The 22,314-nt window shown below is 71.1% G+C and carries 18 protein-coding genes; 12 read left to right on the forward strand and 6 right to left on the reverse strand.

Annotated elements, in window-relative coordinates:
• Positions 1-5 precede the first annotated feature (5 nt).
• From ACH414_RS01755 to ACH414_RS01770, 4 genes are all read left to right on the forward strand, one after another.
• Positions 6-1,373, forward strand: coding sequence for an aldehyde dehydrogenase family protein (locus ACH414_RS01755; protein WP_398940553.1), 1,368 nt, complete (start codon positions 6-8; stop codon positions 1,371-1,373).
• A 13-nt stretch (positions 1,374-1,386) separates the two neighbouring features.
• The gene (locus ACH414_RS01760) at positions 1,387-2,658 is read left to right on the forward strand and encodes an alpha/beta fold hydrolase (RefSeq protein WP_382534418.1); all 1,272 of its coding nucleotides are present in this window, start codon (positions 1,387-1,389) and stop codon (positions 2,656-2,658) included.
• Between the two features lie 80 nt (positions 2,659-2,738).
• Positions 2,739-3,617, forward strand: a complete 879-nt coding sequence (locus tag ACH414_RS01765) for an SDR family oxidoreductase (RefSeq protein WP_382534420.1) — start codon at positions 2,739-2,741, stop codon at positions 3,615-3,617.
• A 37-nt stretch (positions 3,618-3,654) separates the two neighbouring features.
• Positions 3,655-4,284: an alpha-ketoglutarate-dependent dioxygenase AlkB gene (locus ACH414_RS01770; RefSeq protein ID WP_398940554.1), complete on the forward strand. Its 630-nt coding sequence runs from the start codon at positions 3,655-3,657 to the stop codon at positions 4,282-4,284.
• A gap of 13 nt (positions 4,285-4,297) precedes the next feature.
• On the opposite strand, the gene ACH414_RS01775 is transcribed toward ACH414_RS01770, so the two are convergent.
• Positions 4,298-4,975, reverse strand: coding sequence for a DUF4232 domain-containing protein (locus tag ACH414_RS01775; protein ID WP_382534423.1), 678 nt, complete (start codon positions 4,973-4,975; stop codon positions 4,298-4,300).
• A 212-nt stretch (positions 4,976-5,187) separates the two neighbouring features.
• On the opposite strand from ACH414_RS01775, the gene ACH414_RS01780 reads away from it, so the two are divergent.
• The 7 genes from ACH414_RS01780 to ACH414_RS01810 all read left to right on the forward strand — a co-directional run bounded on the left by ACH414_RS01780 (position 5,188) and on the right by ACH414_RS01810 (position 11,073).
• Positions 5,188-5,574, forward strand: coding sequence for a VOC family protein (locus ACH414_RS01780; RefSeq protein WP_382534424.1), 387 nt, complete (start codon positions 5,188-5,190; stop codon positions 5,572-5,574).
• Between the two features lie 33 nt (positions 5,575-5,607).
• Positions 5,608-5,796, forward strand: coding sequence for a hypothetical protein (locus ACH414_RS01785; RefSeq protein ID WP_382534425.1), 189 nt, complete (start codon positions 5,608-5,610; stop codon positions 5,794-5,796).
• A 30-nt stretch (positions 5,797-5,826) separates the two neighbouring features.
• Positions 5,827-6,423 (forward strand): isochorismatase family protein, encoded by a 597-nt coding sequence (locus tag ACH414_RS01790; RefSeq protein WP_398940555.1) that lies wholly within the window; start codon positions 5,827-5,829, stop codon positions 6,421-6,423.
• A gap of 164 nt (positions 6,424-6,587) precedes the next feature.
• On the forward strand, positions 6,588-7,619 hold the full coding sequence (locus ACH414_RS01795; RefSeq protein WP_382534429.1) for a helix-turn-helix domain-containing protein: 1,032 nt from the start codon (positions 6,588-6,590) through the stop codon (positions 7,617-7,619).
• 57 nt (positions 7,620-7,676) lie between these two features.
• Positions 7,677-8,564, forward strand: coding sequence for an NAD-dependent epimerase/dehydratase family protein (locus ACH414_RS01800; RefSeq protein WP_382534431.1), 888 nt, complete (start codon positions 7,677-7,679; stop codon positions 8,562-8,564).
• A gap of 164 nt (positions 8,565-8,728) precedes the next feature.
• Positions 8,729-9,292, forward strand: coding sequence for a PadR family transcriptional regulator (locus tag ACH414_RS01805; RefSeq protein WP_382534433.1), 564 nt, complete (start codon positions 8,729-8,731; stop codon positions 9,290-9,292).
• 59 nt (positions 9,293-9,351) lie between these two features.
• Positions 9,352-11,073, forward strand: coding sequence for an acyl-CoA dehydrogenase family protein (locus ACH414_RS01810; protein ID WP_398940556.1), 1,722 nt, complete (start codon positions 9,352-9,354; stop codon positions 11,071-11,073).
• Between the two features lie 16 nt (positions 11,074-11,089).
• Here the strand turns inward: ACH414_RS01810 and ACH414_RS01815 are convergent, their stop codons facing one another.
• The 3 genes from ACH414_RS01815 to ACH414_RS01825 form a co-directional block, all read right to left on the reverse strand.
• The gene (locus tag ACH414_RS01815) at positions 11,090-11,518 is read right to left on the reverse strand and encodes a peptidase inhibitor family I36 protein (RefSeq protein ID WP_391768123.1); all 429 of its coding nucleotides are present in this window, start codon (positions 11,516-11,518) and stop codon (positions 11,090-11,092) included.
• A gap of 124 nt (positions 11,519-11,642) precedes the next feature.
• A complete protein-coding gene (locus ACH414_RS01820) occupies positions 11,643-12,377 on the reverse strand; it encodes a TetR/AcrR family transcriptional regulator (protein ID WP_382534439.1) in 735 nt (244 codons plus the stop codon).
• A 63-nt stretch (positions 12,378-12,440) separates the two neighbouring features.
• The gene (locus tag ACH414_RS01825; protein ID WP_398940557.1) at positions 12,441-13,022 is read right to left on the reverse strand and encodes a L,D-transpeptidase; all 582 of its coding nucleotides are present in this window, start codon (positions 13,020-13,022) and stop codon (positions 12,441-12,443) included.
• 415 nt (positions 13,023-13,437) lie between these two features.
• Here ACH414_RS01825 and ACH414_RS01830 point away from each other — a divergent pair, with 415 nt between their 5' ends.
• Positions 13,438-14,547: a phosphatidylserine/phosphatidylglycerophosphate/cardiolipin synthase family protein gene (locus ACH414_RS01830; protein WP_398940558.1), complete on the forward strand. Its 1,110-nt coding sequence runs from the start codon at positions 13,438-13,440 to the stop codon at positions 14,545-14,547.
• A gap of 103 nt (positions 14,548-14,650) precedes the next feature.
• Here ACH414_RS01830 and ACH414_RS01835 read toward each other — a convergent pair whose 3' ends face one another.
• Both ACH414_RS01835 and ACH414_RS01840 read right to left on the reverse strand, forming a co-directional pair.
• A complete protein-coding gene (locus ACH414_RS01835; RefSeq protein ID WP_382534445.1) occupies positions 14,651-15,034 on the reverse strand; it encodes a hypothetical protein in 384 nt (127 codons plus the stop codon).
• A gap of 6 nt (positions 15,035-15,040) precedes the next feature.
• On the reverse strand, positions 15,041-22,141 hold the full coding sequence (locus ACH414_RS01840; RefSeq protein ID WP_398940559.1) for a restriction endonuclease fold toxin: 7,101 nt from the start codon (positions 22,139-22,141) through the stop codon (positions 15,041-15,043).
• Between the last annotated feature and the right edge of the window lie 173 nt (positions 22,142-22,314).

The raw sequence follows: 22,314 nt of genomic DNA on the forward strand, positions 1-22,314 counted from the left end.
GCCGCATGACCGTCATCTCCCGCAACCCCGCCGACCCCGCCGACGTCCTCGTCCGGCTCACGGCCCCCGGCGCCTTCGCCGCCGCCGACGCCGTCGAACGCGCCCGCACCGCCCAGACCGCGTGGCAGCTCGCCGGCGCCGCCACCCGTTCCGCCGCACTCGGCGCCGTCGCCGACGCCGTCGAGGCCGCCGCGGCCGAGCTCGCCGCGCTCGCCGTACGCGAGGTCGGCAAGCCGCTCGCCGAGGCCCGCGCCGAGGTCGCGCGCACCGCGGCGATCTGGCGCTACTACGCGCAGGCCCCCTTCGCCGCCACGGGCGCCGTCCACGAGACGGTCGCCGGACCCGGCCTGCTGCTCACCCGGCGCCGCCCGCACGGCGTGGCCGGGCTCATCACCCCCTGGAACTTCCCCTTCGCCATCCCCACCTGGAAGGCGGCCCCCGCCCTCGCCGCCGGCAACGCCGTCGTCCTCAAGCCCGCACCCGAGGCCACCGCCTGCGCCCAGCGCCTCGCGGAGCTCGTCGAACAGGCCCTGCCCGCGGGGGTGTTCACCGTGGTCCCCGGCGGCGCCACGGAGGGCGGCGCACTGGTCTCCGCCGCCGACGTCGTCTCGTTCACCGGCTCGTCGAGCGTGGGCCGTGCCGTCGTCCGCTCCGCCACCGCCCGGGGCATCCCCGTCCAGGCCGAGATGGGCGGACTGAACGCGGCGATCGTCCTGCCCGACGCCGACTTCGGCCAGGCGGCCGCCCACATCGCGGCCTCCGTCGCCGGCTACGCGGGGCAGAAGTGCACCGCCACCAGCCGGGTGATCGCCGTCGGCACCGCCCTCGGCCCGCTGCGCGAGGCGCTCGCCGAGGCCCTGCGGGCCGTCCCGGTGGGCGACCCGGCCGACGAGGGCACCGTCTGCGGCCCGCTCATCGACGAGAGCGCCCGCGCCGACGTCACCGCCGCCTGGCGCGACCTGCCCCTCCTCGCCGGCGGCACCGTGCCGGACGGCCCCGGCTGGTACGCCGCCCCCACCCTGGTCGAGAAGGCCCCGCCCGGACACCGGCTGCTCCGCGAGGAGGTCTTCGGCCCCGTCGCCGCGCTGCTGACCGCGAGCGACCTCGACCACGCCGTTCGCCTCACCAACGCGGCCCGCTACGGCCTGGTCACGTCCGTCCACACCGCCGACCTCGGCACCGCGCTGCACACCCTCGACCGCCTCGACACCGGCATGGTCCGGCTCAACGCCCCCTCCACCGGCGTCGACTTCCACCTCCCCTTCGGCGGCACCAAGGCATCGAGCTTCGGCCCGCGCGAACAGGGACAGGCCGCGCTGGAGTTCTACACCTCGTCCCGTACGTACACGCTGTCGCCCGCCCGGGGCCTGTGAGGAGGACGCCGTCATGAACCCCGCGTACGCGACCACCGACCACGTCTTCGACGTCCCGCTCGACCACGACGCCCCCGGCGGGCCCACCCTCCGGGTCTTCGCCCGCGAGGTCGTCGACCCCGCCCGGGCCGCCGAGCCCCTGCCCTGGCTGCTCTACCTGCAGGGCGGACCCGGCGGCAAGTCCCCCCGCCCCACCGCGGGTTCGCCCGGCTGGCTGGACCAGGCGCTCAGGACGCACCGCGTCCTCCTGCTCGACCAGCGCGGCACCGGCCGCTCCACCCCCGTCACCGCCCGCACCGCCGCACGCTTCGGCGACCCGGCGCGGCTCGCGGGCCACCTCGCCCACTTCCGGGCCGACGCCATCGTCCGCGACGCCGAGCTGATCCGCCGCAGGCTCTGCGGCGACACCCCCTGGGACACCCTCGGGCAGAGCTACGGCGGCTTCGTCACCCTCACCTACCTCTCCCTCGCGCCCGAGGGCCTGCGCTCCTGCCACATCACCGGAGGCCTGCCCGGCCTCACCGCCACCGCCGACGACGTCTACGCCCACACCTACCCGCGGGTGCGCGACCGCGTCCTCGACTTCTACGCCCGCTACCCCGAGGACGCCGCCCGGCTCCGCAAGCTCGCCGACCTGCTCACCGCCACCGACGTGCGCCTGCCCGGCGGCGACCGGCTCACCGTCCGGCGGCTGCGCAGCCTCGGACTCGCCCTCGGCATGGGCGACGGCTTCGAGCGGCTGCACTGGCTGCTCGACGAGGCCCTCGACGAGACCGGCGACGGTGGCCCGACCGACACCTTCCTGCACCAGGTGGCGGCCCTCACCGGCTTCACCGACAACCCGCTCTTCGCCGTGCTGCACGAGTCGATCTACGCCCAGGGCACCGGGCCCACCGCCTGGGCGGCGGAGCGGGCCCTCGCCGCGTTCCCGGAGTTCGCCGAGGACGCCGACCCGCTGCTCCTGACCGGCGAGACCATCCACCCCTGGATGTTCGAGGAGGTGAGCGGTCTGCGCCCGTTCGCCGAGGCCGCCGAGCTCCTCGCCCGGCGCACCGACTGGCCCCCGCTGTACGACCCCGCCCGGCTGGCCGCCAACGAGGTCCCGCTGGCGGCCGTGGTCTACCACGACGACATGTACGTGGACGCGGGGATCTCCCTCGGCACGGTCCGGGCGATCGGCGCCGCCCGCGCCTGGGTCACCAACGAGTGGGAGCACGACGGCGTCAGCGCCTCGGGCGGCCGGGTCCTCGCCCGGCTGATGGACATGACCGCCGGCCGCGCGTAACGCGTGCGCCGCCGCCGTGCCCGCGGTCGAATGGGGGCAGGACACGGCGGAAGGACGCACGGCGGAAAGGGGCCACGCCCATGACGGAGCTGATCGCGGTCACCGGAGCGACCGGACGCATCGGCAGGCGCGTGACCCGGCGCCTCGCCGAGGCGGGGGCCGCGGTACGGGCGCTCGGGCGCGACCGGGAGAAGCTCTCCCGGCTGCCGGTCGCCGACACCCGGACGGCGTCCTACGACGACGCCGCCGCGATGCGCGGGGCCCTCGACGGCGTGGCCGCCCTCTTCCTGGTCTCGGCCCACGAGGGGCCGGGCCGGGTCAGGACCCACGCCACCGCGGTGGACGCGGCCGTGGCCGCCGGGGTGCGCCGGGTCGTCTACCTGTCGTACCTCGGCGCGGCCCCGCACGCGACCTTCACGTACGCCCGCGACCACTGGTACACCGAGCAGCACATCAACTCCACCGGCGTCCGCCACACCTTCCTGCGCGACAGCATGTACCAGGCCGACCTGGCCGCGATGACCGGCGCCGACGGGATCCTGCGGGGACCCGCCGGCGACGGCCGGGTGGCCCCCGTCGCACATGACGACATCGCCGACGCCGCCACCGCCGTCCTCCTCGGCGGCGCGGAGCACGACGGCGCCACGTACGACATGACCGGCCCCGAGGCACTCTCCTTCGCCGAGATCGCCGCGACCCTCGCCCGGGCCGCGGGCCGTCCCGTCCGCTACGTCCCGGAGACCCGCGACGAGGCCTTCGCCTCCCGGGCCGGCTACGACGCCCCCGACTGGCAGGTCGAGGGCTGGGTCACCTCGTACGAGGCGGTGGCGACCGACGAGATGGACACGGTCTCCGACGCCGTCCTCACCCTGACCGGACACCCGCCGCAGTCCTTCGCCGACTTCCTGGCGGCGAATCCGCGCAGCTACCGCCACCTCACCGACCACCCCGCCGACTGATTCGCTCACGCGTTCGATAAGGGTCTACCCTGGACTCATGAAAGCCGGCCTCCAGGGATCCCTCTTCGACCAGGGCGACGACATCGGACTCGGTCCGCTCCTCGGCGTCCGCCGGACCGAGCTGGCCTCCGGCGCCTGGATCGACCACCTGCCCGGCTGGCTCCACGGGGCCGACGCCCTGTTCGAGCAGCTCGCCGAGCACGTGCCCTGGCAGGCCGAGGAGCGGGCCATGTACGACAACGTCGTCGCCGTCCCGCGCCTCCTCGCGTACTACCGCGAGGGCGCCCCGCTCCCGCACCCCGTCCTCACCGAGGCCCGCGAGAGCCTCGGCGCCCACTACATGCACGAGCTCGGCGAACCCTTCGTCACCGCGGGCCTGTGCCTGTACCGCGACGGCCGCGACAGCGTCGCCTGGCACGGCGACCGCACCGGGCGCTCCGCCACCCACGACACGATGGTCGCGATCGTCTCCCTCGGAGACCCCCGCGACCTCGCCTTCCGGCCCCGTGGCGGGGGACCGACGGCCCTGCGCCTGCCGTTGGGCCACGGCGACCTGGTGGTCATGGGCGGCTCCTGCCAGCGCACCTGGGAACACGCGGTCCCCAAGACCACCCGTGCCGTCGGCCCCCGCATCAGCGTCCAGTTCCGCACCCGGGGCGTGCGCTGACCGGACGCGCCGGCTAGATGCTGAGCGCGTCCTCGGCGTTGTCCCACCAGGCGCCCACCGAGTTCTTGTCGGGGGAGACGTACAGGCCGGGCGTCGAGGCCTTGAGCGGCTTCTGCTCCAGGTCGGACTCGGTGTTCATCGTCATCGCGATCGACTCGACCGTGTGCCCCTTGCCGTCGTGCGGGCCGCCCATGAGCCCCGCGTAGGCGGACTTGCCGGGCTCCAGGCGGATCGACTCCTCCGGCGAGGGCGCCGTGCCCCGCTCGATGGCGGTCCCGTCCAGGCCGCCGAAGGTCACGATCGGGTGGCCCAGCACCCGGCACGGCTTGGCGGTCTTGTTGGTGATCTTCAGCAGATAGCTGCCGGTCGTCGGCTCGGCCAGGCTCGCCGAGAACGTCACGTCGAACGTGCTGCACGGGAAGACGTCGTAGTCGGGGTCCGTCGTGGGCTTCGCCGTCTTCGTCGGGGCGGCGGTCTTGATCGGCGCCGCGGTCTTCGTCGGCGTGGCGGTCGCCGTGGGAGCCGCGCTCTTCGCCGGGGCGTCGGTCTTCGGGGGGCTCGCGGGCGACGTGGACGTCGCCGGACCCGCGCCGCCGCCCGCGGCGCCGTCCTCGGAGGGCCCACAGGCCGTCAGGACGAGCGCGGTGGAGACGGCTGCGGCGACGAGAGTGGCTCTTCGGATCGTGCTCATGGTGTGGTGCCCCCGAGGTGAGAAAGCGCGACGTGCGCTCGACTGCACCGAGCATCCCCCGCGACCTTCACGATTCGGTGACGGCGTCTTACCGACTCCACCACAGTGTTCCGCTCGGCCGCGTCCGGGGCCTTCGGCCCGCTCCCTTGGTAGACAGGTGCCGTACGCGGCGATGCCACCGCACCCCTCGACGCCGAACCGGAGAGCACCCCATGCGGATCCACCTGACCAGCGTCTTCGTCGACGACCAGGAGAAGGCCCTGCGCTTCTACACCGACGTGCTGGGCTTCGAGAAGAAGACGGAGGTCCCCCTCGGCGAGTACGCCTGGCTGACCGTCGTCTCGCCGGAGGCCCCCGACGGCACCGAACTGCTCCTCGAACCGGACGTCCACCCCGCCGTCAAGCCGTACAAGGAGGCGCTCGTGGAGGACGGCATCCCGGCCGCCGCGTTCGCCGTGGACGACGTACGGGGCGAGTACGAGCGGCTGCGGGCGCTCGGCGTCCGGTTCACCCAGGAACCGACCGAGATGGGCCCCGTGACGATCGCCGTGCTCGACGACACCTGCGGCAACCTGATCCAGATCGTGCACACTGCGTAGTGACCGAACCGTCATAAAGATCGTTAACCGGGCATGAACCTCACTGCGCGTTCCCTCACCGCCCTCGCCCTCGCGGGCGTCGCCCTCGGCACCGTCGCCGGCGCCGCCGAGGCCGACGCCCCGCGCCACGCGGTGGGCTCCGCCACCACGCTCAGCCACGACGTGGACATCCCGGAGCTCTCCGTCGACGAGCTCCAGGTGCTCGACCTGCTCGCCGGCTGACCCGTACCCCCACACGAACAAGGAGGACCGATGGCGGGCCGCGCGCTGATCGTCGTCGACATGCAGAAGGACTTCTGCGAGGGAGGGAAGATCCCGGTCAAGGGGGCTGACGAACTGGCACGTTCGATCGCGGAACTCGTCAAGGAGCAGGACGGCGACCGCTATGTGCGGGTGGTCGCCACCCGCGACCACCACATCGACCCGGGGGACCACTTCTCGCAGACCCCCGACTTCGAGGACTCCTTCCCCGTGCACTGCCTCGCCGGCAGCGAAGGCAGCGAGTTCCACCCGGACTTCGAGGCCGTCGTCCTCTCCGGCGCGGTCGACGCGGTCTTCTTCAAGGGCGCCCACTCCGCCTCGAAGAGCGGCTTCGAAGGCGCCACCGCCGACGGCACCGCCCTCGGCGACTGGCTGCGCGCCGAGGGGGTCGACACCCTCGACGTGGTCGGCGTCTCCGTCGACCACTGCGTGAAGGCGACCGCCCTCGGCGGAGTCCACGCCGGATTCGGCGTACGCGTCCTGCTCGACCACACCGTGGGCGCCGCTCCCGCCTCCACCGCCCGGGCGCTCGACGAACTGCGGGGCGCCGGGGTCGAACTGACGGGCACTCCGGTCGTGCCCGCCTGACCCCTCCCCCCGAACCACCCCCGGGGCCGCACTCCGCCGCCACTTCGCGTGGCACGGTGGGGCGCGGCCCCCGTTCGTGACCTAGCGTGGTGCCGGCAGCGCAGGACCGCGCAGGACAGCGCAGGACTGCGCAGGAAAGAACAGCGAACAAGGGGGTGTTCGAGATGTGGGCACGAGCGAGCTCCGCAGGCCTGCCGGAGGAGGACCGGTTCGAGTGGTTCTCCGACCTCGTCACACGTGAACTGGCGCCGATAGCCATCAAACCGGAGAACGGCGACCCCTTCCAGGGGGAGATGGCCGGTCTCGACCTGGGCCGCGTCCAGGTGGCGACCTTCTCGTACACACCCCTGCGCTCCCGGCGGACACCGGCGCTCATCCGGCAGAGCGACCCCGAGCAGTACCACCTCGCACTGCTCACCCGCGGCACCACCTGGTTCTCCCAGCAGCGCACCCAGTCCACGCAGCCGGTCGGCCAGATGGTGCTGTGGGACACCTCCCGCCCCTTCGAGTCCGGCACCACCGAGGGCACCGAGCCGATCGGCGCGATCGTCCTCCAGGTGCCCAAGCAGGCCCTGCCGCTGCGCCCCGACCGGGTCGACCGACTGCTCGCCAGGCGCCTCGACGGAGAGAGCGGCATGGGCGCCGTCCTCGCCCAGTTCCTCAGGACGGTCGCCGCCCACGGCCCCGACTGCGCGCCACACGAACGCGCCCGCCTCGACCAGGTCACCGTCGACCTGTTCTCCGCCTGCCTCGCCTCCCACCTCGACGTCTGCGACCAACTCCCCGCGGAGGCACGGGCGGAGGCCCTGCTCGCGCGGATCAACGCCTTCATCGACCACAACCTCGGCGACACGGACCTCACCCCGCCCGCCATCGCCGCCCACCACCACATCTCCGTACGCAGGCTCCACCTGCTCTTCGCAGGTCAGGGCGAGACCGTCGCCGCCTCCATCCGGCGCCGCCGTCTCGAACGGTGCCACGCCGACCTGGCCCGCCCCGAACTCCTCGGCCACCCCGTGCACGCCATCGCCGCCCGCTGGGGCTATCCCAACGCCGCGGTCTTCAGCCGCGCCTTCCGCGCCGCGTACGGCACGAGCCCGACCGAGTTCCGCGGCCAGGCCGTCCAGCGCTGGCGTGCGCGCAGTGTCAAGGGAGCGTGCGCGCGGGAACAAGGCCCGAAACCCCCGCGGACCTGACCTCGTTACGCACCGTCGCGGAGCGCCTCCCCAACGGCGCCCCGGCACCGTACGCGAGTGAAGGGAACCAGCGTGAGGGTCCTCGTCCTGGGCGCCACCGGATACATCGGCTCCGCCGTCGTCGAGGGGCTGGCGCTCGCCGGCCACGACGTGGTCCGCCTGGTGAAGGACGCCGCCCGGTTCGCCCCCGACGTGCCGGCGCGCGTGGGCGACCTGACCGACCCCGCGTCGCTGCGTGCGGCGGTCACGGACGACATCGACGCCGTCCTGCACATCGCGGCGCCCACCGGCGAGGAGGCCGTCGACGCCGCCGCCGTGCAGGGCCTGCTCCAACCGCTGCGCGGCACCGGTCGGGCGTTCGTCTACACCAGTGGCGTCCGGGTGCTCGGCGCCACCGGCGACACCGCCGTCGACGAGGACGCGGCCACCGACGCGATCGGCATCCTCGGCTACCGTCCGCGCATCGAACGGCAGGTCCTCGCCGCCGCAGACGACGGCGTACGGGCCGTCGTCATCCGCCCCGGCATCGCCTACGGCAACGGCGGCGGCATCCCCGCGCTCATGACCGGCTGGGCCCGCGCGCACGGCACCGGCCGCTACGTCGGCGCGGTCGACACCCGCTGGCCCATGGTCCACGTCGAGGACCTCGCCGCGCTCTACGTCCTCGCCCTGCACCGCGCAGAGGAGGGCACACTGCTGCACGGCGTCGCCCACGAGGCGGTCCCCGTCGCCGCGCTCGCCGCCGCGGCCGACATCTCCGCCGGCGGCCCCGGCCGCGCCGAACCCTGGCCCCTCGACCTCGCCGTGGAGGAGCTGGGCGGCCCGTTCGCCGAGGCCCTCGCCCTCAGCCAGGTCGTCTCCGGCCGCCGCGCCGTGGACGAACTGGGCTGGCAGCCCCGTCGGCCGTACCCCCTGACCGAACTGACCGGAGACGCCCGTGCCTGACACCGACCGCGGGAACGAGGTCCTGGAGCGCTCGGCCGCGCGCCACCTGCGGTTCGAGGAGGGGATTCCGGAGGGGGTGTGACGGGGGAGGGGGCTTCGTGAGCCGCGTCTCACCGGGGCGGTGAATCTTGCTATGCAACCCGTTGCATAGCAAGATCCCGTCCATGGCGCTCGAACACGCGATCCTCGTCTCCCTGCTGGAGAAGCCGGGCTCCGGCTACGAGCTGGCCCGGCGTTTCGAGCGGTCCATCGGGTACTTCTGGACCGCCACCCACCAGCAGATCTACCGCGTGCTCAAGCGCATGGAGAACGACGGCTGGGTCGACGCCCGGGACGTCCCGCAGCAGGGGCGTCCCGACAAGCGGGAGTACTCGGTCGCCGATCTCGGGCGGGCCGCGCTCTCCTCGTGGCTGCACGAGCCCATCGAGCCCGAGAGCGTCCGGCACGACCTCGCGGTGAAGATCCGCGGTGCGGCCTTCGACGACCCGGCCGCCCTCGTCGACGAGGTGCTGCGGCACCGGAAGGCCCACGAGGAGCGGCTGGCCCGGTACCTCGCGGGCGAGGTGCGGGACTTCACCGGCGCCGACGCGCGCGCGGCCGGGGTGAGCGAGGCCGAGCGGGAGCTCCAGCACGCGGTGCTGCGCGGCGGCATCGCGTACGAGCGGATGATGCTCGACTGGCTCGACGACGTCCTCGCCACGCTGCGGCGCTTCGGGCCGGCGGACTGACCGTCCCGCCCCAGCCCCCTCCACCACCCTCGACCCACCAGCCGAAAGGCGACCCCACCATGGCCGACACGCTGCTGTTCAACCCGCGCACCTACGACCCCGCACACTTCGACCCGGAGACCCGCCGCCTGCTGCGCGCCACCGTCGACTGGTTCGAGGAGCGCGGCAAGCGCCGCCTGATCGAGGACTACCGGACCCGGGCCTGGCTCGGCGACTTCCTCGCCTTCGCCGCGAAGGAGAACCTCTTCGCGACCTTCCTGACGCCGTCCGCCGCCGCGGACGGACACCAGGACAAGCGCTGGGACACCGCCCGTATCGCCGCCCTCAACGAGATCCTCGGCTTCTACGGCCTGGACTACTGGTACGCCTGGCAGGTCACCATCCTGGGACTCGGCCCCGTCTGGCAGAGCGACAACGCCGAGGCCCGCGCACGCGCGGCGGAACTCCTCGCGCAGGGCGAGGTGTTCGCGTTCGGTCTCTCCGAGAAGTCCCACGGCGCCGACATCTACTCCACCGACATGCTCCTGGAGCCCGACGGCCAGGGCGGCTTCCGCGCCACCGGCTCCAAGTACTACATCGGCAACGGCAACGCCGCCGGACTCGTCTCCGTCTTCGGCCGCCGCACCGACGTCGAGGGCCCGGACGGCTACGTCTTCTTCGCCGCCGACAGCCGGCACCCCGCGTACCACCTCGTGAAGAACGTCGTGGACTCCTCGAAGTTCGTCAGCGAGTTCCGCCTGGAGGACTACCCCGTAGCCGCCGAGGACGTCCTGCACACCGGCCGCGCCGCCTTCGACGCCGCCCTCAACACGGTCAACGTCGGCAAGTTCAACCTGTGCACCGCCTCGATCGGCATCTGCGAGCACGCGATGTACGAGGCCGTCACCCACGCGCAGAACCGCATCCTCTACGGCCGCCCCGTCACCGCCTTCCCGCACGTGCGGCGCGAGCTGACCGACGCGTACGTCCGGCTCGTCGGCATGAAGCTGTTCAGCGACCGGGCCGTCGACTACTTCCGCTCGGCCGGCCCCGACGACCGCCGCTACCTCCTCTTCAACCCGATGACGAAGATGAAGGTGACCACCGAGGGCGAGAAGGTCATCGACCTCATGTGGGACGTCATCGCCGCCAAGGGCTTCGAGAAGGACAACTACTTCGCCCAGGCCGCCGTCGAGATCCGCGGCCTGCCCAAGCTCGAGGGCACGGTCCACGTCAACCTGGCGCTGATCCTCAAGTTCATGCGCAACCACCTGCTCGACCCGGTCGGCTACGAGCCCGTCCCGACCCGTCTCGACGCCGCCGACGACACCTTCCTCTTCCGGCAGGGCCCGGCCCGCGGCCTGGGCTCGGTGCGCTTCCACGACTGGCGCCCGGCCTTCGACGCGTACGCCCACCTGCCCAACGTCGCCCGCTTCCGCGAACAGGCCGACGCGCTCTGCGAGTTCGTCACCACGGCCGCCCCCGACGAGGCGCAGAGCCGCGACCTCGACCTGCTCCTCGCCGTCGGCCAGCTCTTCGCCCTCGTCGTGCACGGGCAGCTGGTCCTGGAGCAGAGCGCCCTGACCACCCTCGACGAGGACGTCCTCGACGAGCTGTTCGCCGTCCTCGTACGGGACTTCTCCGCGCACGCCGTCGAGCTGCACGGCAAGGACTCGGCGACCGGACGGCAGCAGGACTGGGCGCTCGGCGCCGTGCGCCGTCCGGTCGTCGACGAAGCCCGCACGGGCCGCGTGTGGCAGCGGGTGGAGGCGCTGTCCGGCGCCTACGAGATGGCGCCGTAGACCACCGGCGGGCGACTCAGCACGCCCAGGTGTGGCTGGCCAGGTACGTACCGGCGGCGGGCAGGTTGATCTTCCGGCCCGAGGCGAGACAGAACGCCTTGGTGCCCGCGTATCCGACGCGGGTGAAGGCGGCCACCGGCGCGCCGCTGCTCCCCCGGTTGCGGGCCGACCGCACCCGGGTGTCCTTCGACCAGGCGCAGACGGTGCTGCCCTTGCGCCAGTCGGGGTCGTCGACCTGCCAGCCGCAGGCCTTGCCGGTGCCGTCGGCGCCCGAGTAGACGCAGAACGCGCCGGGCGTGCACGACCAGGGGTCCAGGGGCGCGGCCGCGCCCGCGGACCCGGGGGCCGTCAGCGACCCGGCGACGGCGACGGCGACGGCGGCAAGGCCGAGGGTCAGGCGCAGGGACTTCTTCACGGGGGTCTTCTTCACGGTGGTCCTCTTCATGAGGGGCTTCTTCACGAGGGTCCTTCTTTCGTCTGCGAGACGGTGACGTCTTGTTCCCGGGCAGGCCGGACTCAGGGCGGCCTGCCCAGGAAGGGGAGGGAAGGGGGGAACGGAGTGAGGGGGCTCAGAGCCGGGTGGGGGCCGGCGGCTCGTACTGGTGGCTCAGCCCCAGATTGCGCATGATGTCGCGCATGAGCAGCTCGAACATCGGCTCCTGGTCGCCGAAGAGCGGCTCGAAGTGCCCGAAGGCCTCCAGGGCGACCTGCCCGTAGAGGGAGCGCCAGCAGCCGAGCATGACCGCCGCGGCCTCCGGGGGGAGGGGCACGCCGGTGTCCTCCACGTAATCCCGCATCTGCCGCAGCAGGCGCGGGTCCAGCTGCTCGGGGGAGGGCACCGGATAGCGGTGGGCCGCCCACAGCTCCACGAAGGCCGGCCCCCAGACACCGGCCAGCCGGCGCACCCAGCGGGTGGTGAGGACGGCGTGCGCGTCCCCGGCGGCGCGGGCGGGGGTGCCGAAGAGGAAGGAGAACTCCCGCCGGCGGCTGATCGCCCAGGACCTGAGGACGCGGCTGGGAGCGATCATCCGCATCCCGTAGTTGTCGCGCGGACAGCCTCCGGCCGCCTCGGTCAGCTCGTCGACGAGGTCGTCGACGATGTCGTCCGCGACATGGGCGACGATGTCCGGCAGCCCGCGTTCGAAGTGGTGGTAGAGCGCCGCGGGGGTCACGCCCACCCGGCGGGCCACCTCGGTGAGGGTCAGGGTCTCGACCCCGCTCTCGACGATGACGTTCCGCGCCGCCCTCCGCACGTCGGCGGACATCTCGGCGCGCAGACGGGCGCGTCGCCCTCCCTCTGCCACCGGTGCGCCCCCTCCGTCGCAGGAACCGTCCCGGGGGCGAGCCTACCGGCGCGGGCGGGGTGCTCAGGCGACGACGCGCAGATGGGTGGGCCAGCCCGACGCGAGGTGGTCGAAGAGCGCCTTGATGTGATCGGGACGCAACTTGACGCAGCCGTTGGACCGGTAGTCGGAGTCACCGTCCCATCGGCGCCGCTCCGTTCCGCCCTGGGAGCCGTCGCGGTTCATCTCCGAGTGGATGAACATCTCGGTGCGCTTCTTCCGCTTCCCCGTGGTGCAGGGCATGTCCTCCAGGTAGACGGCGTAGCCCTTGACCAGTTCCCCGTCGTACGTACGGGACTTGAACCTGATCCGCCAGTCGCCGTTCGGCATCCAGCCCTTGCCGGTCGCGCAGTCGTCCTTGACGCCAGTGCCCGATCCCGCCCGGTATCCGGCCACCAGCCGGTACTTCGCCGTTCCCCGGGCCGAGGTCTTCCGGTACAGCAGCAGCCGGGAGTTCGACGGGTCGCTCGGGTTCTTGTCGAACACCAGCTTTACGGCGGGCTCGGGCGCCGCCCCCGCCGGCCCGGCGGTGGCCGGGGTCATGGCGACGGCCATCGCCGCCACCGCGACCCCGAGGGCCACCGAGGCGCGCGGCCTGTGCTTCATCGGCTTCACGGACATGCCTTTCGGTTCGTCGGAGCGCCCGCCGCCGGGAGGGGCGGGCGACTGCGTCGTCAGGTAAAGCATGTTTAGAAACCAATGCCACTTCAAAGTTCTATGCGTCGTTAACACCCGTCCGGCGGGAGCTCGCGCGGCCGCGCTCCGGCGACGCACCTCCGCTGCGCTCCCCCCCCCTTGGCCCTGGTCGCGCCCCCGGGGCGGGAGGCGCGGGCCTCCGCGGGGGCCCGTTTCCGGGCCCCGGGGGCGGGGTCTACGCTGTCGCGCACCCGCGCGGTGGATCTTGGCGCGGGGTTCGTCCGACCCATCGACGACGGGCATCGACGTGCCCGACCGAGGAGTGATTCCGATCTTCACAGCTGCACAACGGCGCATAGGCGCGGCCCTCCTGCTCGCCGGTGCCATGCTTCTGCCGAGCACCGGCACCGCCGTGGCGGAGGACCCCGCGCCGATCACCACGGGGGCGGTGTTCAACAACCCCAAGGGCACGGTGGCGGAGCAGAACGCCGTCAAGGACCACATCATCGGCGCGATCCACGCGACCGAGCCCGGCCGGCTCATCCGCGCGGCCCTCTACGCCCTGACCGACCAGGACTACACGAACGCCCTGACGGACGCGCACGCGCGGGGCGTCAACGTACGGGTCGTGCTGGACGCGAAGTACAGCGACTCGGCCGCCGCGCAGTCCCTGATCGGCGCGCTGGGCAAGGACAAGACGGCCCAGTCCTGGGTGGACGTCTGCACGGCCGGCGGTGCGTGCATCGCCACCGGGGGCGTGAACCCGATCAACCACAACAAGTTCTTCACGTTCTCGCGGGTCGGGCCCACGGTGGGCGTCGGAGAGGACGTGGTGATCCAGGCCTCGGCCAACCAGACGGCGGTGAACACGGCCAAGTACTGGAACAACGCGTACACGGTGGTCGGCAACGCCGACCTGTACACGGCGTACGTGAACTACTTCAACGACCTCGCGGCGGGCGTGAAGAACGCGAACTACTACACGACGGCGAAGGTCGGCACGGAGAAGTACTACTTCTTCCCGCAGCAGACCGGTGACGTGATCGTCGACGTCCTGAACAACGTCTCCTGCACCGGCAACACGACGGTGGGCACCCCCACCACCCACCGCTCGATCGTCCGCGTCGCCGCCTTCGCCCTCCACCGCGACGCCGTCGCCGACGCCCTCGTCTCCCTGGCGGGCCAGGGCTGCCAGGTGCAGATCGTGTTCGCCGAGAGCAACGAGGTCGACACGCTGAAGGGCCGCGCCAACATCACGCTGAAGCAGCTGAAGACGGCGGACGGCTACCTGGTCCACTCCAAGTACCTGCTGGTCGAGGGCAACTACGCGGGCCACCCGGACACCAAGTGGACCTTCACCGGCTCCCACAACCTGGACCAGTCCTCGCTCCGCGAGAACGACGAGGCCCTGCTCCGCCTCGAGGGCAACGCGCCGCACGACGCGTACGCGGGGAACTTCGCGTCGCTGCTGTCTTACGCGGTGCCGGCGGTCTGACCGCACGGGACCATCCCGTCCCGCCCCCACGCGGAAGCCCCGCCAGGACGTGCCTGGCGGGGCCTCTGTGTGTGCTACCAGTCAGAGCGCAGGGCTGCGCCCGTCAGGGGTGATCGGACGGAGAGACAGGGGTGTGGCGTTTGACGACCTCACTCTGTGCTACGTCCCATCGGAGGGTGGGCCCGTTTTCCTCGTCGTCGACGAAGAAGACGCCACTGACCTCGGGGATGAGTCTTGCAATGTTTTCCAACTGGTCGTATACGAGGTCCACGCCTCCCGCTTTCATCGAGGCGCCGAAGAACGCATGGGCGATCCAGTTGATCTCCCTCTTCTGGAACAGCCATCCATCCAGATACAGCGCGACCGCGCTGTCCGACAGGTGAAACCGATGTCCCTCGGTTCGGTACCCGTCGATGATTTCCCGGATTGATGGCAGGTCATCGTAGTCGCAGTCGAGGAAGCCGCGAACATTGAAGAACCGTGCCACCGAAGATCAGTCTCCCAGTCCGATACGTACGATTCCGCCCTTTCCTTCAATATAACTTCGCACGTCGTCGTGTACGCCGTACTTGAACCAGTACTCCCATCGCATACCCCTGGCCTCGGCTCTGGCCATGGTCTCCTTGATCTGCTTCCGCGTGGATTTGCTGAGGAAGTTCTTCGGCTTATTGACGGCACTCCACGTCCGCTTCACCTGAATGAGTGCGTCGCTGGTGACGACATCTATCTCGCGCCCGTCGATGTCCTGGGACGTTCCACCGGTCTTGGCCCTGACCATGTCTTCATAGTGAACATCGGCCGCCTCCCTGGTCTTGCCCGCCGCCATCAGGGACTTGACCTTCTCGGAGGCCTTCATCCCTCCGCAGTTGTGGACCAGGACCGGCGTCGCCCCAGCCAGCACGTAATACGTGTGCTCGCTGGCGACCGTGAGGTTGCGGACCTTCTTGTGCTGGGTCCAGCGCTTGACCTCGGTGACCTGGACCCAGGTGCCGGAGGAGGTCCGGAGCCACTCGCCGGCCTCCAGGTCCGTGGCCTTCAGCCACGTGCCCAGGGCTGGTGCCCAGAAGGGGTGGCCGTCGGTGGCAGTGATCTTCTCCTCGGCGTCGCCCTTGGTGCCGTCGGTGTCGATCGTTATCTCGACGAGGTGCTTCTGGCCCTCTCCGATGATCTGGGCGACAACCGGCCGGGGCGCAGTGGTGCCGGATTCCTCATCCGTCGCGACGACCTCGTCGCCGATTTCGACGTCCTCGATCGCCTTGGCCGAACCGTCCGCCATCAATACCTTCGTGCCGGGCACGAAGCTGTTGCAGGCGGTGCCCTGCTCGGATCCGGTGTCGGTCTCCTTGCCGGCCGACTTCTTCGGCTCGTCCGCCTTCTTCGACTCGGAGGACTTCGACGACTTGCCGTCGCCGTCCGCCTTCTTCGCCTTCTGTGCCGAGGACTTGCCCTGCTTCGCTGCTGTCGCCGCGGCTTCGTCGGCCTTCTTGGCGGCTGCGGCTGCGGCCTCCTGGGCGGCTCTGCGGGCCGCCGCGGCCTCTTCCTCCAGCTTTCTCGCGCGTTCGGCGGCTTCTTCGACCTGTCGCTTCCATTCGGCCAGATCCTCGGCGTACTTGGCCATGGCCTGCTGGTAGCGCTCGACCTTGCGCATGATGTCGCGCGCAAGGGCGAGCTTCGAGGCCCAGCTGTTGAAGGCCTCCCAGGCACGGTCGAGTGCCTTCAGGATGCGCTTGGCCCGGCCGGCAAACGGCAGTGCCGCGTCGAGGGCCAGGCTGCCACAGGCCCACATGTCACCGCTGAGGCACGCCTTGATGTCGTTGTAGCCCGAGACGTCCTTGAGGATGCCCATGGCGACCTCAAGAGCCACGTCCAGCGCGCTCTTGCCCTGAACCATGCGGGCCCAGGCCTCTTCTGCCGCCGTGAAGTCCATGACAGGCATCACAGGCGGCGCGATGGAGAGGCCGCTCGGGTCGCTGTACGTCACCGGCGAGTTGTTCGCGTAGGCGTACGGGTTCATCTGCTTGGGCTCGTTGTAGTCGACCACAGGGTCGACTGACAGGAACCGTCCCGCCGCGGGGTCGTACTCGCGCGCGCCCAGGTGGACCAGGCCGGTGGTCTCGTCGGTCTCTCCGCCGACGAAGCCCTTCTTGCCCGGCCATACGGCCGGGACGGAACCCCGAGTCTCGCCGAAGGGCGTGAACTTACGGCGGGTGATGGCAGAGGTCGAGGCGTCCACCGATGTGGTGGCAGTGCCGTTTTGATCGCCCAACAGGTACGACGTGGTGATCACGCCGTCCTTTGCCGTCTTGACCATGGTCGGTCCCGCGGCATGGGCGTAGTAGCGCGTGGCCTCCAGCTTGCCCGCGGCAGTGAGCTTCACCTCGGTGCCCGGCAGGTAGAGCGTGGTGCCCGTCTTGTCGCGCTTGATCAGACGGCTGCCGCTCGAGTCATAGACGAACTCCGTCGACTCGGTTCCCTTGACCACCTTCGCCAGCTGGCCGGCGACGTCCCACTCCAGAGTCTGGGTGTCGCCCTGGATCGTCCGGGTACGGGTGTTGCCCGCCTCGTCGTACGTGTACGACTCGGTGCGCGAGCCTCCCGGCCCGGAAGTGTCGACCTTGGTCAGCTGGTTGGCGCGGGCCTGACCCGGAACGCCGTAGGTGAAGAGGCGGGTGACGTCCTTGGTGAGGTCACCGGTGGGAGAGTGCTGGATCTCCTTCGTACGGTTGCCGGCCGCGTCGAAGCTGTACGAGGTCCAGTACGGGTTCGGGCCTCCCACAGAGGGGGCGGAGCCGGGTCCTGCGGATCCGGGCTTCGCGGCGCAGTCGTCCGTGGCGGTCCACGCCTCGTTCATCCGGCGCAGGTAGTCGTACGTGAAGCACTGGACGTCGGCGGTGGCCTCAGCCCCCTCCTTGTCCGTGATCTTCAGGATGTTGCCGACGTCGTCACGCTCGAACGTCGTGTCGTTGATCCGGCTCGGGGACACCTCGCGGTCGTTGACGGTCCGCAGAAGGTCGCGGGTCTGCTCGTCGTAGTAGTTCGTCTGGTAGACCTGGGAGCCTGCCGGTCCCGACTCTGTGCGCAGCACGTCGCCCATGGGTGAGTAGTCGACCTTGCCGACGAACGTCTTCCCTCCGACGCCCATGATGGTGGGCAGTTCGAAGTGGTTATACGTCTGCGTGGTGATCTCGCTGGGCAGGCCACCCACCGCCGGCTGCATCGTCCAGGCGGTGAGACCGGTGTTCGGCCGGTAGCCGGTGGAGAAGCTGTAAGTGCCGGCGAGCGCACCCTCCGAGGCCGGGATGGTGATCTTCGACCCAGTCGGACGGTACTCGGTGTCGTAGCCCGTGATCTCCTGCTTGTAGGCATTACCGCCCACGTAGCGGGTGGAGGTGACTGGCAGCCCGATCGCCCCTGGCAGGGTGTCGTACGTGGTCGACGTCAGCGTCGGACCCGTCACCGAGCCTTCGTGCGTGGCGACGACCCGGCCCAGCACGTCGTACTCGGGCGCGATGGTCTTGCCGCGGGCGTCGGTGACGGACTCCAACCGGTCGCCCTGGCCGTACTTCGCCGTCGACGTTCCCTTGTCGGGGTCCGTCTGCTTCGTCTGGCGACCGCGGATGTCGTACTCAAAGGACCACCGGTCGCCCGCCTGGCTGACGACCGACTCCAGCATCCCGCGCCGGTTGTACGTGTACCGCGTCGTGTCGTACGCCCCCGTCGGCGAGTCCGCCTTGAAGAAGCGCAGCTCCGTCTTGCGGCCCGCGCCGTCCAGGAAGGCCCGGGTCGGGGTCTCGCCCTTCGGCGGGTCGACGGTGATGTTGTCGCCGCCGTACGTGGTCGTGGTCCGTGAGGTCTCCACGCCGAACTTGCGGGAGATCTGCGCGGTCGCGCGGCCGGAACCGTCGTACGTGGTCATCGTCGAGGACGGGACCTCGTTGTCCTTCGGAGCCCACTGGACACCGGAGGCAGCGCCGTCCGTGTAGTAGGCGCCGTTGGACTTCCAGACCTGGCCGAGGCTGTTGTAGAAGGTGTCCGAGATGACCCGGCCACCGCCCAGCGCCTCCATCTGGGTCTGGCGGATGCGCAGGCTCGCGTCGTAGATGTCGTAGCTGGTGCGGTAGGTACCGTCGTCCAGCAGGGCCTTGTTGGTGATGACCACCGGGCCGTCGGTGCGGACGTCGTACGAGAACTCGCCGTCGGGCGATTTAGTCAGCGGGTCGCGGTCCGGGGACCAGACCTTGAGAAGGCGACCGAGAGCGTCGTACCGCATCACCTGACGGCGTCCGTTGGCGTCCGTCTGGGCGAGGACCGAACCGCGGCCCTGGTCCGTCTCGGTGGTGTCGGTATGCCCCAGAGGGTTCGTCGTGACGACCTTCGAGACGATCTGGCCCGAAGCCGGCGTGTAAGCCGTCCGCGTCACCTTGCCGAACACGTCCGTCGTCGCCGTCGGCCGCCCGTACGCGTCGTACTCGGCGCTGCCGTCCGTCGTGTACTGCGGCGTGCCGCCCGAGTAGCCCGAAAGCGACTCCGTCGACTGCACATTCCCCGCCGCGTCATAGTGCATCCGCACGTCCGACGTCACGTCCTCGGGACGCGCGACGTTCGCCGCGTCGCACGCCTTCGCGACCGACTCCACCCGCTTCTGCCGCGCGAGGATCCAGCGCGCCGGGTCCTCGTCGTACTCGTAGCGGGTGCAGCTGTCGTCCGACGGGTCGGCGATGTCGCCGCGGTTCGAGACCGACTGGGCGAAGCCGCGGTCGTCGTAGTCCGTGTGCATCGCCGTACGGCGCCAGCCGCGGCCGTCGGAGAGGAGGATGCGGGAGGCGACGTCCGAGGTCTGCTGGACGTACGACTCCTGCGGCTCGATGTCCTCCTCCGGGACCGCGCCCTTGCGCAGGCGGGTCGCGGTGGGGCCGTGCAGCCACGGGGTGTAGGTGGTGGCCGCCTCCAGCGGGCCGCCCTCGCCGTCGTACGCCAGGACCTCGCGGGTCTGGCCGGCGAAGAGGCGGTGGTCCGGGATCTCGTTGCCCTCGGAGTCCCGCACCTTGACCGACTTGGTGCCGCCGGAGGGCGTCGCACGGTCGCCGTCGAGGCCGCGGAAGAACAGCGTCTCCGTCTGCGAGCGCCGGTCGGGCGCCACGCCGATGTAGGTGCGGACCCGCTCGTAACCACGCCACTGCGACCAGGTGCGGGTCTTCGGCCGCATCATCTCGGTCTCGTCGTCGAAGGCCCACGCCGGGTCGCCGATGAACTGGTACTCGGTGCGCCGCGTCGGCGAGTTGCCGTTGCGGTCCTCCTCCTGGACCCAGTCGACGACGTGCTTGTGGAACCAGTCGGTGACGTAGAGCTTCTTCTCGCGCTTCGGGTCGGCCGGGTCCGGGATCTCCGAGATGACCGGGTAGCACCGCATCTTGTTCGTCTCGGGGGACGAGGGCAGCGCGGTGGCGGTGCACTGGGTGTCGGCGTAGTGCGCCAGGATCGTCGAGCCGGTCTCCGTGTCGATCGCCTCGACGCGGTAGCGCTTGTACGGCGGCTTGCCGTCCGAGGCGCCGTCGACCCGGTTGTCGAGCTGCTTGCCGCGGAACTTCACGGGCGGCAGCGGCAGGTCGCCGCCGTTGCGGCCGGTGTGCCGGATCTCGGACAGCCACAGCGGGTAGTCCGTGCCGTCACCCGTCATCGGGAAGTCCTGCGTGAGCTTCCAGGTGTCGACGGGCTTGCGCGTGGTGCCGTTCCAGACCGTGGTGGTGACCTCGGTCAGGCGCTTGCGGGTGAAGAAGGTCGGGGTGAACCGCCCCTTGCACTCCTCGCCCGAGGCGCACAGCTGGTCGCCGGGGGTGTCCGGCCACTGCTTGGCGATGCTCCAGTCGACCTCCGGCTTCAGCTTGGCCGGGTCGCAGTCGAAGTCGGCCGTCGCCAGGCAGCGCTCGGCGACCTCGAAGTCCACCTGGGCCGGGGGCTCGGCGAAGAGTGCGTCGCTGCGCAGGCCGTACGCGATGTGGTCGAGCCAGCCGGAACGGTCGTAGGGCCGGGCGGTCGAGCCGCCGGCGATCTGGTAGTTGGAGCCGTAGTAGTTGGTCTCCTTCTCGTACCAGTACGTCATGGCGTTGCCGCGCGGGTCCACGACGTAGTCGAGGTTCCAGCGGTACACCTGGTCGCACACGGAGTCGGCGAAGGTGGCCGTGTAGCAGGGCTCACCCGGGTGGTTGCCGTAGACCGGCACCGTCCAGGCGGAGTTGGTGACGGGCTTGCCCGAGGTCCAGCCGGGGACCCTGTTCAGACCGAAGTAGAACTGGATGCCCTGCGGGTTGGTGAACCGCCAGTGGTCGCCCTCCTTGTCCCCGTTCTGGGCGCCCTGGAGCAGCTCGACCCGGGAGCCGTCGTCCTTGGCCGGACGCCACTTCTTGGTGGCGTCGTCCAGGACGAGCTGGGTGGAGCCGCCGTTGAGCGACAGGGTGACCATCGGGGCGCCGTGGCAGAGGTCGCCGGTGTCGTCCTTCGGGTTGTTGTACCCGGAGTTCGGGCGCTTGTCCTGGCTGCACGGCACATAGGACCGCTCGATGTAGTTCGAGGCCAGGTCCCAGCCGTCGCCGACCCAGGAGGTCTGCTGCGCGGAGGCCGAGGTGCGGCCGTCGATGGTCGAGCTGGAGTAGCCGAGCGTCAGCGAGGGGCTCGGGCCGCCGAGCGAGGCGGGGATGTCCAGCGGGTACGACCAGGAGAAGTCACCCGCGGAACCGCCGGCCTGCCAGGAGCCGGAGGGGTTCAGCGAGGTCGCCTTGTACGTGCCGTTGGCGCCGTCCGCGCCCGCGGTGGCGGCCAGCGTGACCGACTGCGTGCCGGCGGTGGCCCGCGAGCGCAGGGCGCCGGAGGCGGTGGCCGTGGTCCGCTGGGCCGGGGCGTCGAACGTGGCGACGAGCTTGCCGGTCTTCGGGTCGTTGACCGTGGTGACCGGGGTGCCGTTCCGGCAGCCGGGCTGCTTCGGCGTGGTCAGGGCGCAGGCCGGGAGCGCGGTGAAGCGCAGCCGGGAGCCCCAGCCGCCGCCGTACGCGTTCTTGAAGGCGTTGTAGTCGAGTTCGACCGAGACGGGGGCCGAGGAGCTGCCCGTGTCGGTGCGCTGGACCGACAGGAGCAGGCTGTTGGCGAGCCCGGCGCGGCGGGCCGCGGCCTGGTCGAGCAGGCCGACCTTCACCTTGACCGGGGCGGTGTTCGCCGCCGCGGCCGGCTGCTTGACGGCGCGTGCGGCGGGTCCGCCGGCGGCGCGTGCCGGGAGCGCGGCGACCTTCACCGGCAGGGTGCCGGCCCGGACCGGTGTGCCCGCCTTGGCGGACCGTGCGGCTCCGCTGCCGAGGGCGCCCCGGGTGTTCAGCTGCCCGGCGGAGGCGGACTCGGGTGCGGGGAGGGTGACTTCGGCGGAGCCGGCCTTCGGCCAGGCGATGGCCGGTGCCTTCTTCCAGGCCTTCTTCTGGGACTCGGCGGGGCCGGGCGCCGGCTTTCCGGTGACGGGCGCGCCGCCGACCTTGGTGAGCTTCTGCGTCTCCAGGAGACGCAGGTCGGAGGGGGCTGCGGTCGCGTCCACGGCCGTGAGGCCGGTGGTCATCAGACTCAGCGCCAGCAGCGGTATCGGCCACCGCCAGGGACGCCTGAGAGGCGCACGCCAGGCGTGCGCCTTGGATCTTCTCAAGATTCGAACACTCCGTGAGATCGATATGAGAGAAGCGTGAGGCTGTCATGATCGCGCTTCTAGGGTCGGCGCTGAACCTAACAGTGGAT

Source organism: Streptomyces sp. NPDC020422 (assembly GCF_044386705.1).
Classification (GTDB): domain Bacteria; phylum Actinomycetota; class Actinomycetes; order Streptomycetales; family Streptomycetaceae; genus Streptomyces.

Coding starts and splice junctions, on each gene's coding strand:
- ACH414_RS01810 (WP_398940556.1), top strand. CDS start 9,352: ATGGCCGACACGCTGCTGTTCAACCCGCGCACCTACGACCCCGCACAC.
- ACH414_RS01770 (WP_398940554.1), top strand. CDS start 3,655: ATGAAAGCCGGCCTCCAGGGATCCCTCTTCGACCAGGGCGACGACATC.
- ACH414_RS01760 (WP_382534418.1), top strand. CDS start 1,387: ATGAACCCCGCGTACGCGACCACCGACCACGTCTTCGACGTCCCGCTC.
- ACH414_RS01830 (WP_398940558.1), top strand. CDS start 13,438: ATGCTTCTGCCGAGCACCGGCACCGCCGTGGCGGAGGACCCCGCGCCG.
- ACH414_RS01815 (WP_391768123.1), bottom strand. CDS start 11,518: ATGAAGAGGACCACCGTGAAGAAGACCCCCGTGAAGAAGTCCCTGCGC.
- ACH414_RS01755 (WP_398940553.1), top strand. CDS start 6: ATGACCGTCATCTCCCGCAACCCCGCCGACCCCGCCGACGTCCTCGTC.
- ACH414_RS01785 (WP_382534425.1), top strand. CDS start 5,608: ATGAACCTCACTGCGCGTTCCCTCACCGCCCTCGCCCTCGCGGGCGTC.
- ACH414_RS01825 (WP_398940557.1), bottom strand. CDS start 13,022: ATGAAGCACAGGCCGCGCGCCTCGGTGGCCCTCGGGGTCGCGGTGGCG.
- ACH414_RS01780 (WP_382534424.1), top strand. CDS start 5,188: ATGCGGATCCACCTGACCAGCGTCTTCGTCGACGACCAGGAGAAGGCC.
- ACH414_RS01840 (WP_398940559.1), bottom strand. CDS start 22,141: ATGACCACCGGCCTCACGGCCGTGGACGCGACCGCAGCCCCCTCCGAC.
- ACH414_RS01805 (WP_382534433.1), top strand. CDS start 8,729: ATGGCGCTCGAACACGCGATCCTCGTCTCCCTGCTGGAGAAGCCGGGC.
- ACH414_RS01765 (WP_382534420.1), top strand. CDS start 2,739: ATGACGGAGCTGATCGCGGTCACCGGAGCGACCGGACGCATCGGCAGG.
- ACH414_RS01790 (WP_398940555.1), top strand. CDS start 5,827: ATGGCGGGCCGCGCGCTGATCGTCGTCGACATGCAGAAGGACTTCTGC.
- ACH414_RS01795 (WP_382534429.1), top strand. CDS start 6,588: ATGTGGGCACGAGCGAGCTCCGCAGGCCTGCCGGAGGAGGACCGGTTC.
- ACH414_RS01775 (WP_382534423.1), bottom strand. CDS start 4,975: ATGAGCACGATCCGAAGAGCCACTCTCGTCGCCGCAGCCGTCTCCACC.